At 41.3% G+C, this 16753-nt stretch carries 13 protein-coding genes; 8 read left to right on the top strand and 5 right to left on the bottom strand.

Features of this window, described 5'->3' with window-relative positions:
• Positions 1 to 47 precede the first annotated feature (47 nt).
• The 8 genes from asnB (ACKI5J_RS02725) (at position 48) to ACKI5J_RS02690 (ending at position 12287) form a co-directional block, all read left to right on the top strand.
• A complete protein-coding gene (gene asnB / locus ACKI5J_RS02725; RefSeq protein WP_407426259.1) occupies positions 48 to 1886 on the top strand; it encodes an asparagine synthase (glutamine-hydrolyzing) in 1839 nt (612 codons plus the stop codon).
• Positions 1887 to 1910: 24 nt separating this feature from the next.
• Positions 1911 to 3014: a glycosyltransferase family 4 protein gene (locus tag ACKI5J_RS02720; RefSeq protein ID WP_407426257.1), complete on the top strand. Its 1104-nt coding sequence runs from the start codon at positions 1911 to 1913 to the stop codon at positions 3012 to 3014.
• Positions 3015 to 3024: 10 nt separating this feature from the next.
• Positions 3025 to 4857 (top strand): asparagine synthase (glutamine-hydrolyzing), encoded by a 1833-nt coding sequence (gene asnB, locus ACKI5J_RS02715; protein ID WP_407426256.1) that lies wholly within the window; start codon positions 3025 to 3027, stop codon positions 4855 to 4857.
• 76 nt (positions 4858 to 4933) lie between these two features.
• Positions 4934 to 6031 carry an NAD-dependent epimerase gene (locus ACKI5J_RS02710; RefSeq protein ID WP_407426254.1) on the top strand — a complete coding sequence of 366 codons (1098 nt, stop codon included), beginning with the start codon at positions 4934 to 4936 and terminating at the stop codon, positions 6029 to 6031.
• Between the two features lie 429 nt (positions 6032 to 6460).
• Positions 6461 to 7705, top strand: coding sequence for a polysaccharide lyase family 1 protein (locus tag ACKI5J_RS02705; RefSeq protein WP_407426252.1), 1245 nt, complete (start codon positions 6461 to 6463; stop codon positions 7703 to 7705).
• A gap of 96 nt (positions 7706 to 7801) precedes the next feature.
• Positions 7802 to 8953 (top strand): glycosyltransferase family 4 protein, encoded by a 1152-nt coding sequence (locus tag ACKI5J_RS02700; RefSeq protein WP_407426250.1) that lies wholly within the window; start codon positions 7802 to 7804, stop codon positions 8951 to 8953.
• Between the two features lie 255 nt (positions 8954 to 9208).
• Positions 9209 to 11116: a polysaccharide biosynthesis protein gene (locus ACKI5J_RS02695; RefSeq protein WP_407426248.1), complete on the top strand. Its 1908-nt coding sequence runs from the start codon at positions 9209 to 9211 to the stop codon at positions 11114 to 11116.
• Positions 11117 to 11273: 157 nt separating this feature from the next.
• Complete coding sequence (locus tag ACKI5J_RS02690) at positions 11274 to 12287, top strand: GNAT family N-acetyltransferase (RefSeq protein WP_407426246.1); 1014 nt, start codon at positions 11274 to 11276, stop codon at positions 12285 to 12287.
• 10 nt (positions 12288 to 12297) lie between these two features.
• On the opposite strand, the gene ACKI5J_RS02685 is transcribed toward ACKI5J_RS02690, so the two are convergent.
• The 5 genes from ACKI5J_RS02685 to ACKI5J_RS02665 all read right to left on the bottom strand — a co-directional run.
• On the bottom strand, positions 12298 to 13074 hold the full coding sequence (locus tag ACKI5J_RS02685) for a leucyl/phenylalanyl-tRNA--protein transferase (RefSeq protein ID WP_407426244.1): 777 nt from the start codon (positions 13072 to 13074) through the stop codon (positions 12298 to 12300).
• Positions 13075 to 13161: 87 nt separating this feature from the next.
• Positions 13162 to 13578 carry an organic hydroperoxide resistance protein gene (locus ACKI5J_RS02680; protein WP_407426242.1) on the bottom strand — a complete coding sequence of 139 codons (417 nt, stop codon included), beginning with the start codon at positions 13576 to 13578 and terminating at the stop codon, positions 13162 to 13164.
• A 93-nt stretch (positions 13579 to 13671) separates the two neighbouring features.
• A complete protein-coding gene (locus tag ACKI5J_RS02675; protein WP_407426240.1) occupies positions 13672 to 16044 on the bottom strand; it encodes an ATP-binding protein in 2373 nt (790 codons plus the stop codon).
• Between the two features lie 261 nt (positions 16045 to 16305).
• On the bottom strand, positions 16306 to 16566 hold the full coding sequence (locus tag ACKI5J_RS02670) for a hypothetical protein (protein ID WP_407426238.1): 261 nt from the start codon (positions 16564 to 16566) through the stop codon (positions 16306 to 16308).
• Positions 16557 to 16753: hypothetical protein (locus ACKI5J_RS02665; RefSeq protein WP_407426236.1), on the bottom strand; the 197-nt coding region annotated here is incomplete at its 5' end. The genes ACKI5J_RS02670 and ACKI5J_RS02665, both read right to left, overlap by 10 nt.

Raw genomic sequence — 16753 nt, 5'->3', positions numbered from 1 at the left:
AATTAGCCAATCAACTAAACTATCAACGAACTAATTAAGCTTTAAATATGTGTGGTATATATGGTTCTACCATTAAGTATGGTGAAGATGTCATCAGGGAAAAACTTAATAAAGCAAGTTTTAGGGGACCGGATTTTTCGGCAATCTGCTATACCGATGACGTCGTTCTTGGCCATAATCGTTTAGCGATAATAGATCTTGACCCCCGATCTAATCAACCATTTTCCTATAAGCATCTGCTAATTGTATTTAATGGCGAAATATATAATTTCCTTGATATAAAAGCAGAACTCAAGAAGAAAGGATATTCTTTTTACACCACTTCCGATACCGAAGTTATCTGTGCCGCATATCTGGAATACGGGAGTTCCTGTGTACAGAAGTTCAATGGAATGTTTGCATTCACTATTTACGACTCGCGGGAACGCGTTCTGTTTGGTGCCAGGGACAGACTGGGGAAAAAGCCGTTTTATTATTGCCACAACGAAACCGAGTTCGAATTTGCAAGTCAACCGTCCCAAATAGCGCTCCGCAATGATGTTACTGTGGATCAGCAGGCTATACGTGAATATTTAATCTGGGGGTATGTTCCCGAACCACGTTCTATCTGGAAGGAGGTTAAAAAGCTCCCGGCTGGCCACTCGTTTAAATTTCATTGCACTACGGGGGTTCTTGAAACCCAAAAATATTGGGACCTGGACTACTCCTGGACTAATAAATTTCAGGGAAGTTTCAATGATGCAAAGACGGAGCTTAAGGATCTTCTTACAGATGCTGTTAAAATCAGGATGAACGCTGATGTGCCTTTGGGTATCTTTCTTTCCGGCGGTATAGATTCTTCATTAATAGCTGCTTTGGCTTCACAAATGACGAATAATGTAATGACCTTTTCCATTAAATTCAATGAAAAGGACTTTGACGAAAGTAAATATGCATCGATGGTTGCCTCTCATCTCGGTACTGAACATCATACCATCGAATGTAATTACGATATGGGCATCAATCTTATCGAGAATTTTTCGCGGTATTACGACGAGCCCTTTGCAGACTCCAGTGCTATTCCTTCCTTGTTATTAAGTAAGTATACAAAAGATCACGTGACAGTTGCATTGAGTGGCGACGGGGGAGACGAGGGCTTCATCGGATATACCCGATATAAATGGTTTAATAATATCTCCCCAATCTTCGGGTTACCACTGTCCGCCCGTCGGTTTTTTGCAGCTTGTATCAATCTTTCACCCAACTATGTTCATAAGCTCATCGGGATGGGTATTTCCTTGAAAGATATAGAGGTGTTGTATGTGAAGATGTTTGGGGGAATGGAAAACTCCTGGGTATTAGAGCCCGACTTGGGTTTAGAAAATTCGTTCCGTGATATATTGACTAATAAACAAAAAAATCTGCTGGAAAACCTTTCGGATTTTGATATTAAAACTTACTTGAATGAGGATATCAATACCAAGGTCGACAGGGCTTCAATGGCATTTTCCCTGGAATCCAGATCACCTCTTATGGACTACCGGGTAATGGAGTTCAGCCGCAATTTGCCTACTAAATATAAATATACCGGAACCACACAAAAGCGAATATTGAAGGAAATATTATTTGAATACGTACCTGCTCAAATGTTCAATCGGCCCAAGGCAGGCTTTACTATGCCCTTTAAAGAATGGTTTAGAGACGAACTAAAAGAATATGTATTGGATAACCTTTCAGAACGCGAGTTAAAATCTATTCCCGGAATTAACGTTAGAAGAACGCTCGAAATCATCAATGAACATATGACGGGAAAGTGGAACCGCTATCCTCAAATTTGGAAACTACTTGTACTTAAACAGTGGTTGAAAGTTTATGATAATAAGCTCTTACCAGAAGCAGTCATGTGATTTAATTTTCATTACCCGTTATAGATGAGCAAAAGAATTTTATTCGTAACTCCTGCACTGAGCAAAGCGGGAGCAGAGACCCAGATGGTTAAACTGGCGTCGTTTCTTAAGTCGGCAGGTTTTGATATTGCCATTATTTCCTTGTTACCGCAAAACGATTATACCATCGATCTAACGGCTGCCGACATTAAAGTTTTCTATTTAAAAAGCTGGAAAGCCAATCCTTTTTCTAACCTGAAGGAGCTTAATCAAAAGGTGAAAGCATTTAATCCTGACATAACAATCGCGTTTATGTTTATTGGAATAATCTTCGCAAGGCTGTTGAAGCTCAGATTTAAGTTTAAGCTCATTTCTTCGATAAGGGCTGCAGAAATTCCTGGCAAGTGGTACGTCCCATTTAAGTTATCGCTGGTTTTGGATGATGTGGTGGTCTTCAATGCCGAATCATCAAGACTGCGCTTTGAGCAGCTTTCACTTGTGAAAAAAGGCGGCGTCGTCATAAACAATGCGATTACGATACCTTCCTTTACAGAGCAATCGGAGCGAGTTAAGGACGATGTCTTCGAATGGATCTGCGTTGCTCATTTTCGGAGCGAAAAAGATTACCCTACGTTATTTAAGGCCGTTTCAATTATCAAAGACCGAGATTTCAGGCTTATTGTTGTTGGCCATTTATTTAATCAAACCTGGCCTCTCCAGATGTTGCAGGACCTGCATATCGAAGATAAGGTTCAGTTACTCGGTTTCAGATCTGACACTGGAAGTTGTCTCTATCATGCAGATGCCTTTGTTGTCTCGTCTTTTACTGAGAGCATGCCTAATGCAATCCTTGAAGCAATGGCCAACAAAAAAATTGTTATTGGCCCCGATGTAGGTGGCGTAAAAAGTTTGATTGAGTCAGCTAAATCCGGTCTTAGTTTTCAGCAGGGAAACGTTGATGAATTAGCGAGGAAAATGTCAGAGGTGATGCGCATGGATGCCGAAGAGCGTGAGCTCTTTGGCACCCGCGGCAGAAACTTTGTTAAAGATAATTTCGCAGAATCCATAGTCATGGATCAATGGCTAAAGGTCATCAACAAGCAGCTGTCTCTGAAAACACTACCAAAAATGGAAATAATACCTTCATAACAGCCAGAAAATGTGCGGAATATTCGGTACCCTAAATCACCAGACTACAGACAGCCATCTAATTCTAAACGGATTGTACCATCGTGGTCCGGATGAACAGAATAAATTGGAGATTGACAATCTGCAAATGTTTCATACCCGTCTTGCCATTCAGGACTTAAGCCCTATGGGAGCGCAGCCTATGTGTCACAACGGCTTATATATTGTATTCAATGGCGAAATATATAATCATAATGAGCTTAGAGCCAAGTACGGACTTCAGGCCTTCTCGCATTCTGATACTTTAACTATTCTTCTCTTGTTTGAAATTCTTGGGATGAAGATGCTCGATGAATTCGATGGTATGTTTGCTTTTGCTTTGTACGATTCTGTCCATCGGCAATTATATTTAGCCAGGGACAGGGCCGGAAAAAAACCGTTATATCTTTATAAAAGACTTGATACCCTGGCCTTTTCTTCTGAACTGAAGACCATCTATAAAGTTTTAAGACCCCAGATCGACTATAATTCCATTGCAGATTACCTATATCTGGGCTACCATTACAGAAAATCAACGCCTTACAAAGACATAACCGAAGTAGAGAACGGAAGCTATTTAAAAATCGACACCCAGACATTTGAAAGCTCTGTTACTAAATGGTTCGATATCTCTGATTATTATAAAAATGAAAACCACTTGTCTTATCAGGATGCTATTAGGGGGGTAGATGAGCGACTACAGTTAGGCATAAAAAGGCGAATTTATAGTTCTGATCTGGACGTGGGCTCTTTTTTAAGTGGAGGAATCGACAGTGGCCTGGTCACTGCAATTGCCTCAGGATACTCTTCCAGGTTAAAAACCTTTACCGTGAGAATGGAGGGCGCTTATGATGAGTCGTGCCTGGCCCGGGAGGTATCCGAAAAATATAATACTAACCATACCGTTGTCGATATCTCTTTCTCGGATCTCAGGAACGATATTGAATCTATCCTGATTAATTACGGAGAACCCTATTGTGATAATTCAGCAATTCCTAGTTATTACGTTGCAAAGGCGGCAAAAAAACATATTACTGTTGTCCTGAACGGCGATGGCGCCGACGAACTGTTCGGTGGATACAGGAGGTACGTACCATTTAAACATATTAATTTCTTTAATAGAAGTGATTTAAGCAGGGGATTGTCAAATGGGTTATTGCAGCTGTTGCCGCTTGCCAATGAGAAAATGAGCAACTACAATTATCTGTACAGGCTTTTGAAATTCGGCAGCTTTAAGAACTCGTTGCAGATGTATAGTTCAGCCTCATCTGATATGATGGTAGGTTTTGAATCAGAATTTATTAGAAGGCCACCGCTATCTGATATCAGTACTGATCTTTTACGTATCACAGGTCTTCCCATTTCGTCGCTGAAGAAGCTGTTATTAATGGATTTTCAAACTATATTATTTAGCGGGCTGCTTCCGAAGATGGACATTGCAACGATGGCCCATTCTCTTGAAGGGAGGAGTCCTTTTCTTTCTAAGGACATATTAGAATTTGCCCCTTCCATTTGCGACGACTTTAAGATCAGAAATATAAGAACAAAGAGCCTTCTTCGTGACCTGGCGAAGAAATACTTGCCAAAAAGTCTCATAAATCAGCCAAAGCGGGGATTTGAAGTGCCATTAAAGGGTTGGATGGATAATGAACTAAAGGACATAGTACATTCATATTTGCGCTCGCCAGGGGCTTTATATCCGGAGTTTATCAGCAGGTCGTTTGTTGAAAAGCTAGTCGATAGAAAGGTAAAGATATCTGACGAAAAAAGGGCTAAAATTCTCTTTTGTATTTTTTCTTTGGAGGTATGGCACACCAACCTTTAACGAACAGCTAAAGGCTGATGCAGCTAAATATTTTGCAACGACTCATCATGCATAAGTTCAGATAACATAAAATAATATGAGAGTTTTAGTAACGGGCTCTGCCGGATTTATTGGGTTTCATTTAGTTAAACGATTGCTTGATCGTGGTGATGAAGTTGTCGGAATAGACAACATAAATGATTATTACGACGTCGACCTGAAATATGGAAGGCTTCTCGAGCATGGCATATCGAAAAATCAGATTGAATATGGAAAAGCGCAGGTAAGTCAAACCAACGGCAATTATCAATTTTTGAAACTGGATCTGACCGACAGTAGGCAGTTAGCAGCTTTGTTTGAGGTTTACGACTTCGATGTAGTAGCTAACCTCGCGGCACAAGCAGGAGTCAGATACAGTCTGATTAACCCATTTGCTTATGTAGAATCTAATATCAAAGGATTTCTGAATGTCTTAGAGTGCTGTAGGTTTAATGCTATAAAGCATCTGGTATATGCAAGTTCTTCCAGTGTTTACGGGTTGAATAAAGAAATGCCTTTTGCAGAGAACGATCAAGTTGATAGCCCTGTATCTTTATATGCGGCCTCTAAAAAAAGCAACGAATTAATGGCTCATTCATACAGCCATTTATTTAATCTGCCAACAACAGGCTTAAGGTTTTTTACGGTCTACGGCCCCTGGGGAAGGCCGGATATGGCGCTTTTCAGATTTACAAAGGCGATTACCGAGGGCAAGCCTATTGATGTATACAATCACGGGGATATGAAAAGGGATTTTACTTTTATTGATGATATTATCGAGGGAGTGGTTCGGGTGATTGACAACCCAGAAAAAAGAAGGGGACAAGATAACGATGACAAAGGGCTTTCATGCAGCAATTCAGTGCCTTATCGAATATTCAATATCGGTAGGGGGAAGTCGGTTAGCCTGATGACTTTTATAAATGAGATTGAAAAAAATCTGGGAAAGATAGCCGTCAAAAGATTTCTACCTCTCCAGGATGGTGATGTAGCGGATACCTGGGCCGATATCACAAATCTGGAGCAAAGTTTACACTATAAGCCTGAGGTATCTGTTGAAGAGGGCGTCGGCCGCTTTATCAGATGGTACAATAGCTTTTATGGTGGTGTTCCCATCCTAACAAAGAAGTCTGACACATTTGCCAATGCCCACTAAACGCTGTTCGGAGATGTTAAAAAGTGTTAAATTTCCAGTAAACTGGTTTGAAAATGAAAAAAAATAATATTTCAGATTAGGCAATGTCAGGGAAGTGTCCGATTAACAAATTTTACTTCTCAAACATATACTATAATATGTGGGCATTTTGTTACAATATTGATAGTGATTAATCTATAGTTATTTTTTTCTTTCCTAAGCATTAATATACTCCTTAAAAACTAAGCCGAAATAACCAAATCTTTCGTAAGTATCTTTTTCTCGTAGCGCTCGTTTAAAGAGTCGTTAAAAGAAATGTACTTACGAAAAATGAAAAACAAATTAAATTTAAAGAGCAAATTACTAATGAGCTGTCTTTTATTAGCAGTTTTACTATTCAGCCAATGCAGTAAAGAGTCCGTCAGTACTCCGGTTTCAACAGAGAAGGCAATGATATCTGCGGTTAATGCCACCGGGGGATCAAGTGTACTAGCTCTAGATTTAGCTAAAGCTTATTCGGATGGCGGATATGCTATTGCTTTAGACCGTGATTTCAAAACGCCAGGAGATTCTGATTCTCAGCCGAATGTCTCCATATTGAGAATTTTTGAAGACGGTAAGGAACTCGGTCCAGCTCATTCCTTGCATAGAAATATCAGAAATACAGGGAAGGGGATGTTCAGCCATTGGGGAAATACGTTATATTTTTCTACTTCTGATAACAGCAACCCCCAGACGAATGGAAGAAAATACACGTATTCTATCGGAAACACGGTTGCAGCTTTACCCATGCCGTCCGAAGGCGCTGATTCTCCGGTCAGTAATTCAACTATCATAGGGTACGCCTCTGTAGATGGAAAAACAACAGGAGGAAAAGGTGGAAGGACTGTCACAGTATCTAGCTTCAGCGATTTGAAGAAAGCGGTGGCCGATTATAATCCCCTTATTATTCAGGTCTCCGGAAACATAAAAGGAACAGGGTATATTAATGTTAGATCTAATAAAACGATAACAGGATTAAGGGGATCCTCCCTTGAAGGAGTGAGCTTATTGATTTATGGTGAGAGTAATGTTATCATACGCAATATGACTATCAGAAAAGTTGTGGGGTACTCCAATATAATTATAAAAGAAAAGGCGCACCATATCTGGGTAGATCATTGTGATTTGTCGTCTGACAGGAATCACGGGTGGGAATATTACGATGGTCTATTAGATGTAGGAAAAAAGGCAGATTATGTCACCATATCCTGGAACAAATTTCATGATAATCATGTCGCATGTTTGATTGGTTGGAACAGCGCGGATTATGACAACCTGCGTGTTACAATGTACAATAACCATTTTTATAATATCAGCGAGCGTTCACCTGATATGAGATACGGCCACGTTCATTACTTCAATAATTATAACGAGAATAATAATGGATACTCTATTTCTGCCTTAGAAAAGGGAACTGTACGTACCGATAACAATTACTTTAGCAATTGCAATAAGCCGATTACAACTACATACAATGGTTATACAGCAGGATACATAAGCGGAGCAGCAACAAATGTTTATGTAAATTCCGGTAAGAATAACCTGACGACAAATGAATCTAAATGGCTTCCACCGTACGAATATAAATCTGCACTAATACCTGCATCCAGCGTGCCTGCTGTTGTTTCAAAAGGCGCCGGTGCTACATTATAAACCATAACCTGAGATTTTTTCTTGCTATTAAAGCTGCCTTATCTATATCAGGTAGCTTTAATAGCTTATACAGTTAACTCGCGTCTGATATTTATTATGGAACACAATAAAAACAGGGTCTTAATAGCATGTGATTCTTCGCGATCACTGCTTGACTTCAGAGGAAAGCTAATGGAAGCGCTGATGGTCCAGAATGAGGTGCATGTTTTTACTCCTAAAATCCAAAATAAGGATATCAAGTCCAGATTAGTTAACATGGGAGTAACGGTCTACGAAAATGAACTAGAGTCGAGTAATGTTTCAATCTGGTCAGATATAAAGTATATCTCCAGTCTGTTTACCGTTTTAAAAAAAGTCAAGCCTGCTGTATTCTTTCCTTATGCTTTCAAACCTGTTATTTACGGCTCTTTAATGGCAAGATATTTAGGAATTAAGCGTATCGCACCTATGTTAACGGGGTTAGGAAACAATTTCGATAATAATGGTACAAAGACGCTTGTAAATAAAATCACTAGAAACCTTCTTAAGCAGGCACTGAAGCACAGTGAAAAGATTCGGATTATTCTTCAAAATCCAGACGACCGTCATACACTTCATAACTTCAAGATCATTAATAACAAGTATGCCGGACAGGTGTTTATTGTAAACGGATCCGGAGTTGATCTGGCTCATTATGATTATTCAGAGCCAGGGGAAGGCAACGTCAGTTTTCTAATGGTTTCAAGGCTGATCAATGCCAAAGGCATAAGGGAATTCTATGAGGCCGCCAAAGAGATCGGCTTTCGGTATCCACATGTAAGATTCAGATTGGTGGGGCCTTTCGATAATAATATCGATTCCATAGACGAAGAGCTGTTTAGCAAAATACAGGCAGGTGAAGTGTTGGAATATCTTGGAGAGGTAAACGACATAAGAGGGTGTATAAGGGATTCATCTGTTGTAGTCTTACCCTCATATTATGGTGAAGGGGTACCCCGTTGTATCCTGGAAGCAATGGCCATGGGCAGGGCTGTGATAACCACTAACTCAGTAGGATGCCGTGAAACGGTGTCTAATGACAAAGAATTTCCTAATGGATTTCTGATTCCGGTAAAGGATGTTAATTCTCTCGTACAAAGAATGGAGCATTTTATAAAAAATAAGAACGACATTTTAAGGTTCGGCCTAAACGGGAGGAAATACGCACAGGAAAAATTTGACGTTGACATTGTTAATCAACAAATGCTCAAGATACTAACCGATGCCTGACTAACCTCATTTAGGTTAACAGTTTAGCACCAATGAAACATCAGGTATTCTAAAGGGTGCAAAGTAGACGTCGCAGCGATCGGCTGTTTCTCTTTCTATTGAAAATAACACAGGTACTCCTTGAAGTACATCCTTCTCACATCCATTTAAATAACCAATCCTACATAAACTGTCCGCCAGGAGGAGTCATATTCAATGACCTCCGGGAGAGGATTTATACCTTTTCTAGTAATCACGACGAAATCTTACAAGATTATGAAAAAAATGTTTCTCTCAGAGAAAGCGTACTCTCGCTGGCTCATTTTGATGGTAGACCAACTCATCGTTACGTGGGCACTTTTAGTTTCGTTCCTCATGGCTAACAGGTTCGAGTATAAGGAGATATTCACCTCAGCATCCATATCGTATGTAGGGTTGTATAGTTTAATCGCTATTCTGGTCTTCGTCACAATGCGTGTACATACAGGGATCATCCGATACTCAAGCACTGACGATATATTTCGGGTATTTATGGCTGTCACCATAACGAGTACTCTTTTTGGGGCAACGAGTAAACTGCTTGTGCTGCCGAAACTGTATCTGATTGAACAGTGGCTGGATGTAGCGCTCATCTTCAATTTTTTCATATCGACATCGCTGCTGATCATTTTCCGTATCAGCATAAAGCACCTGTTTGAATTTTTGAGAAAGGACTTTCAGTTGGAGCAGAGGAAGGAAGTTGTGTTGATCTATGGTTCGGATAGTGCCTCTATACTCATCAAAAATGCTTTAGAGTCGGGTGCTGAGTCTGACTTGAAAGTTTTGGGCTTTGTTGATGACAAACTGGATAAGGTGAACAAATCCATTGAGCGAAAAAAGGTTTATGCATCTTCACAAATAGGACTTTTGAAATTGAAGTTTTCGGTAGGCAAGCTCGTTGTAATGGAAAATCACCCGGATGTGGAAGGCATGCATAAGGCCATAGAGCGATGTATAGAAGAAGGTATAAAGGTAGTATCTGTTCCTCCCTCCAGACAGTGGCTAGATGGCAGACTTAGTTTAAATCAGTTCAGGGCGTTACGTATCGAGGATTTGCTTGAGAGGGAGCCCATTGTCCTTAACAAAGGCAATATATACAAGCAATTGAGAGGGAAACGCGTCTTAGTTACCGGTGCGGCCGGCTCCATCGGATCTGAAATTGTAAGACAAGTTTTGTCCTACAATCCCAAATACGTCATATTATTTGATCAGGCAGAAACCCCTCTCCATGAGCTACAGATGGAGTTAGAAGATAATTATCTGGGCGGACTTACCAGAGTATGTATGGGAAGTATACAAAATGAGAAGCGTTTAAGGCAGATGTTCGATTTGTATCAACCGGAAATGATTTTTCATGCAGCTGCCTGCAAGCATGTTCCCATGATGGAATCTAATCCCATGGAAGCCATCATAACGAATGTTTTGGGTACGAAAATGTTGGCTGATATGGCAGTGGAGTACGGAGTCGATAAATTTATAATGATTTCGACAGACAAAGCAGTGAACCCCACGAATGTTATGGGTGCCTCAAAAAGAATTGCAGAAATGTACACGCAATCAATTAGTCATTGGCAACCAACCACCAAATTCATCACCACGAGGTTCGGAAATGTCTTGGGATCAAACGGATCAGTGGTGCCGCGTTTTAAAAGCCAGATAGAACATGGAGGCCCGATAACAATTACTCATCCGGATATCACTCGTTATTTCATGACCATCCCCGAAGCTGTACAGCTCGTACTGGAGGCATCTGCTATTGGAAATGGTGGTGAGATATTCATCTTTGACATGGGCAAACCCGTCAGAATCTTTGATCTGGCCGTGAATATGATAAAGCTTGCAGGACTCGTACCAGAAAAAGATGTGCAAATAGTATGTACCGGTTTACGTCCGGGAGAAAAGCTCTACGAAGAGTTGCTCAATAAAGAAGAACACAATATCCCCACGGACAATGTTAAGATCAAAATATCAAAAGTAATACATCACGAGTTCGATTACATTCGAAACGAATTGGAAGAATTGATATTATTGGCTTCAAGGAGCTCCACTAATCAGGCTGTAGTTCGAAAAATGAAGGATATTGTTCCGGAGTTTAAAAGCACAAACTCCTTGTACAAAGAATCTGAGGAAGCACTCCTTCAATAATATCCATTTCCCCAAATGTTTTTTTACTTCGTTCTTATAATGGGTAATCTGTGATGCTTAAATAACCAAATAGTCAATAAGGCTTATTTGTTCTTGATAAGTTAACATTTGCTGTAGATCTTAGTCATGAATTAACGTTGGACACGTAACGGACCACATGCTTTTTTATCCCGCATCAAATAGGCTCCATGTATTAACTATTGATCAAAAGAGCGAATGGAGAGATGTAATCAATCGCTCTTTTCACTACGATTTTTATCATACCTGGTATTATCATTCACTGGATAAAAGTGGCGAACCCATTCTGCTTATCTATGAAAACGGGGGAGACTTTATCGCCTTTCCTTTTGTTAAAAGAAGGAAAGGCCTCTCCGATAAGTCCCTCGGCGCGGCTTATGGTTACACCGGCCCCGTGTCTAGCAAGCGTTTTCAGGACTGGGACGTTAAAGAACTAGAAACCTTTGATGCCGGGTTTTTAACATTTTTGCGGGATGGCGAATATCACTCGGTTACAACAAGACTTCATCCATTCATCGATCAGACACGGCTACTGGAGAGGCTTGGTGGTGAGTTTAAAGAGGGTAAGTCGGTGGCCATCGATCTTTCCATCTCCATTGACGAACAGCGAAAGAGCTATAGACGAAGCCTCTGGGCAGGTATTGAGAAGCTACGTCGAAAAGGATGCTATGTAAAAGAAGGGGGAGCAGATGACATCCACACTTTTATCTCGATATATTGGGAGAACATGAGACGGATAGGTGCAGACGATGTATATCTTTTTAATGAACAATACTTCTTCGACTTTATGGCGTCAGAAGATTTCGATGTTAAATTGTTTTTCGTTTTTTCGGGTACAGAACCAATTTGTGCAAGCATGGTTACCTTCACTAATGGGGTCATTCAGGGATATCTCATTGGAACGCGTGAACAGTATCTTTCCGAATCACCAGCTAAGTTTCTTATCGATCAAGTGAGTGTATTCGGAAGAGAGCATGGCATGAGATATTACAATCTTGGGGGAGGACTTAACTTTGAGCAGGATCAGCTATTCCATTGGAAACTTGGTTTTTCCCGTCTATGTCTAAACAGTAACAAGTGGACATTCAGTCCATTTAACGGAGCCCAAACTTTTATTGGCTTTATATCGAATTTATGCTTGCTACATTGGTAAGCAAGCACCTTCAAAATACAAGCGCCGGGACGCTTGAAGTAAACCTTACGGGCTGTGTAACCGCAAGCATCAACTCCTTTCTGTAAGGCTCGCGCGCTATAGGAATCATACCATATTGCGTAAACCAGGAATCTACGTCACCACAATGATGCAACTTAAAGCCATCGTCTTTAAGTTTCTGCAATAGATAGCAAAATGCAATTTTACTGGCATTATCAACCGTATGAAATAAGCTAAGCGTCGCAAAAAAACCGTTTATAGACAATCCGACAAGTCCGCCAACAAGAATGCCATTCTGATAGGCTTCTACACTATGTGCTATTCCCATATCGTGAAGCACAATCCCAGCTTCAACATACTCGTTACTTATCCATGTATTATTCTTAACGCCTCTCGGCTTGGTACATGAAAGAATGGTGTCTCTGAAATTGGCGTTAACCTTAATCTGAATTCTCTCTTCATCCGAAGACCGCTTTTCCTTTTTCAACCTTCTCAACAGGTCATTCCGGATTTTGTAATGATCAACTGGTATAATACCCCTTACTTCCGGATCGTACCAATTGACCTGATTTTTGTGTCGGGTACTAGGTAACGGATACTTACCTTGCACATAACCCTGATAAATAAGGAATGGTGATAGTTCGAACTGACTGTATGACCATAAGAGAACGTTTTCCCTGTTTTTCAACACCTTGGTCAAACCTGTAGCGAAGAATTGCCTAATAAGGTCCCTGGCAGGTCCGGTTACTGAAGACCGTAATGCCGCAGAAATCGAATAGCTTGTCATCAGATAGCCTGGGGTTAATTTGGAAAATAAAAATGTTGAATAACAGCGTTATCTTTCGCGTTATCGAGAGAAAAATCCGTAACGCTGTTATTTAACAGACAGCTGAACCTCTATATTTCCGCGAGTCGCATTGGAGTAAGGACAAACCTGATGTGCCTTATTTGCAAGATCTTCAGCAAGAGACTTTTCCACTCCAGGTATTCCGATAACCAACACGACTGAAAGTCCGAAGCCTCCCTGATCAAGCTTTCCTATGCTAACCTCCGCCGTCACTGAAGTCGTTCCGGTTTGCACCTTCTCGCCTCTTATGATCAGATTGAGCGCACTGTCAAAACAGGCTGCATATCCCGCCGCGAACATCGTTTCAGGATTCAGATAATGACCATCGGGTCCACCCATGCTCTTAGGGGGGCGCACATCAGCGTCAAGCGCTCCGTCTGCAGATGTGACATGGCCGTTTCGACCTCCGGTTGCTGTGGCTTTCGCTGTATACAATTTCTCCATTTCTTATATTCATCATGTGATATAAGAATATATAGATTTTAGGTGGAAATTGTTTGCTTCTTTCAAAACATAACGAGCACTATAATATGTGTATTAATTCAATGGGTTGATATGATGTAGTATAATACGGTATAATTCATCAGGAAGAAATGGCTTTACTACCACGTCGTTGATACCGACCTCATTTACCTTTTCGTCAATTTCGTTGGGCAAATTTGCGGTGAGTGCAATTATTGGTATTTGAATACCCCGCTTTCGTAGCCTGGTGGTGGCTTCGTAACCGTCCATGATGGGCATATGGAGGTCCATTAAAATCAGGCGGTGCTTTTCTTCGTCTAATTTATGCAATGCCTCGAGTCCGTTGGCTGCAACATCGATGGTGGCTCCCCATCGTTTTAGAAACGATTGAGCAACCAACACGTTCATCTGATTATCTTCCACGAGCAGGATATGAATTCCGTTGAGCGGTTTATGGCTTTCATTTGGAAGCGTTCCTTTCATTAAAGCTGTTTCCTTCAGCGAGCTCTTGCTAAATGTTTGAACGAAATAAAATTCAGATCCTTTTCCTTCTTCACTCTTCAGTTCAAGCGAGGAATTTTGCAGTTCCAAAATTCTCTTTGTAATAGCCAGACCAAGCCCGGTTCCTCCAAATCCTCTGGAGGTTGATGAATCGGCCTGGGTGAAGCGCTCAAAGATCAACTTATGCTTTTCTTTCGAAATCCCGATACCGCTGTCTTTCACCTGGAACTTCAAAGTCATACTGGTTTCATTCTGTTCCTTTACGCCAATTTTTACCTGAACGGTACCAACATGCGTAAACTTGATGGCATTATGAACCAGGTTCGTAATTACCTGAGAAAGGCGAGTGGGGTCGCCGATCAATTTATGGCGCAGGTCTGGATCACAGTCCAGGGTCAATTCAATGCCTTTGTCCTGTGCTGAAGCCTGAAGACTGATAATAATATTTTTAACGATGGCGGGGGCGTCCATTTCAATCTCTTCGAAGGAAATCTTTCCCGCCTCAATCTTGCTATAATCCAGGATGTCGTTCACAATCGAAAGAAGATTGTTTGCCGAGAACAGCATCACATCTAAATGCTCGATTTGATCTTTTCTTGGCTTGGTCTTCAACAGCAGATGGCTCATTCCTATCACCGAATTTAAAGGAGTTCTGATTTCATGACTCATCGTGCTCAGAAACTCAGATTTGGAAACGAGCCCTTGTTCGGCTTCAACCCGGGCTTTCTTCAATTGGAAAGAAACTCTGTGCGACAGAACCAGGGATTGCAAAAAGAAAAAGGCTATATAACACAGAAAATTGAGCAGCTGTAGTTTGGGAGCCAGGCCCCAGTAGAAGAGCAGGGATATGCCAAACACAGTAACAATGGCAATAGTGCTCATTAACGCATAAACCGACCCTGGTAATTTTTTCAGATAAGCTTTCGTATATATATAAGGTACATATACAAGGCAAAACGCCATCAGCAACAGAAATGGATTTATTAGTTGAGTAAAATAGAGCGGCGGCAGAACCAGAGACGCAAAGGCAAATAAAAAGCACAGAATGTATATAAAACGCACCATTCGTAAATTCGAAGCTTCTGGATATAGGTAGCAGGTATAAAGTGAGAAGATTCCTATCCCCGCGAACAGGCTGATGTACTCTAGTCGAATAGTGATGTGCCAGTTAATTCCCGGTAAAATAGAGTGCAGCGTATAGTCACCGATTCCCAGGATCCTGTAACTGAACACAATCGAATAAAGGGCAAACATGAGAATGGCTTTGTCTCGGTTGCCCATAATGAAAAGGCCAAGAAAGTAAAGCCCGCTCATCAGCAGGCATCCCGTTAAGAGAAGATCTATAGCTGTAAATTGTAATTTCCGCAGCGCCATGAAGTCGGCTTTTCCGATCTCGATATCATTACTGATTCCGCCCTTGCTATGCTCAAAGTTGGCAATCTGTAAGGTAAGATGGATGGTATCAGCATTTGGGGGAATGTTGACGGTATGCGTTTGCCAGTAAGGAATAAAATCTTCTTTGGTAGTTCCGACTTGGCCATTTTCAGCAACAAGATGCTGATTTAAGTATAGTCGGTAAGCGGAGTACATATCCGGGACGGCTATGCTTAAAGGGGAAGAGGACTCAGGTAGGAGTATGGTCAGCTTATACGTAGCGTATCCGAAAGAAGGAAGTTCTTCGCCTTTTAGAAAGTATCCATGCCAAAGGAACGGGAACTCAACAAGCGTTGAGCTGTCGGGGTTCGCATTGGTTTCGGGGGATACGAGTTTTTTCCAATAAAATCTCCATTGACCCTTTAGTTCAACCGATGAGTCAAATTTCTCCTTCCTTAAGTCGAGGAGACCGTCAACAGCTCTTGCAGGTTTACCTGCGTATACTGTTGTTGAAACAAGGAGAACTACAAGGATGATTAGAGAGCGAAGTGACGACAAGAAGGCACGTATCATTGTTGTGGGTAAAAATACCATTGTGTGATACTTAATGCAAATTTAGTTCTCATAATAATGTTTATAATCAATTGATTACCAGATGTCGGCCCGATAGGGAAGCTATTTAGCCCAAATGGGTGTTTTTAACTCTTTCACACACGTTGTGAGTTGCACTAAATTCTGCTTGGTACGGAGAGCTTTGATGAGGTCACGGGTATGACCATAGCGATATCGGGGCGGGACATAGCTATATAAGGGCGGGACATGTTCGGATCATGGTTAAGTCAGTAACGCACCAACTTCGTACCAACTTCGTACCAGTTTCGTACCAGCTTCGGGAAAATCCGAAGAAGAGGCGAAGTTGGTAGGGAGCTGGTATGGACTTAGGGCGGGACGGATAGGAGCTTGAGTAAAGGAAGGCATAAGCTGTGAGAAAGGCATGCGGGTAACCAACCTGTAGAAAGGCAGCCTGGCGGACAGGCAGAAACGATGTAGCCTTATGGCCACCTTATCCTGCCTTTTGGCACCCTTTACAAACATGCCCTAAAAATTGTTTTCGCCCGTTTCACTTTGTAAGCTTCTGATTTCAAAGGTGCTGCTGCCGCAGTATCGCTAAAAAGTGCCTTCAGGTGAAAATAAAAGCCCCAAAGACTTGCAGGGACTGCAAAAAGTTCCCATCTTTGCAGTCCCAAAACGAACAAGGGAACGCAAAGCGCAAGGCTAAGTG

Origin of the sequence: Arcticibacter sp., assembly GCF_045629565.1 — a bacterium.
Taxonomy (GTDB): Bacteria; Bacteroidota; Bacteroidia; order Sphingobacteriales; family Sphingobacteriaceae; genus Arcticibacter.
The sequence above is the reverse complement of the archived record's forward strand: the minus strand, read 5'-3'. Positions and strand labels throughout refer to the sequence as shown.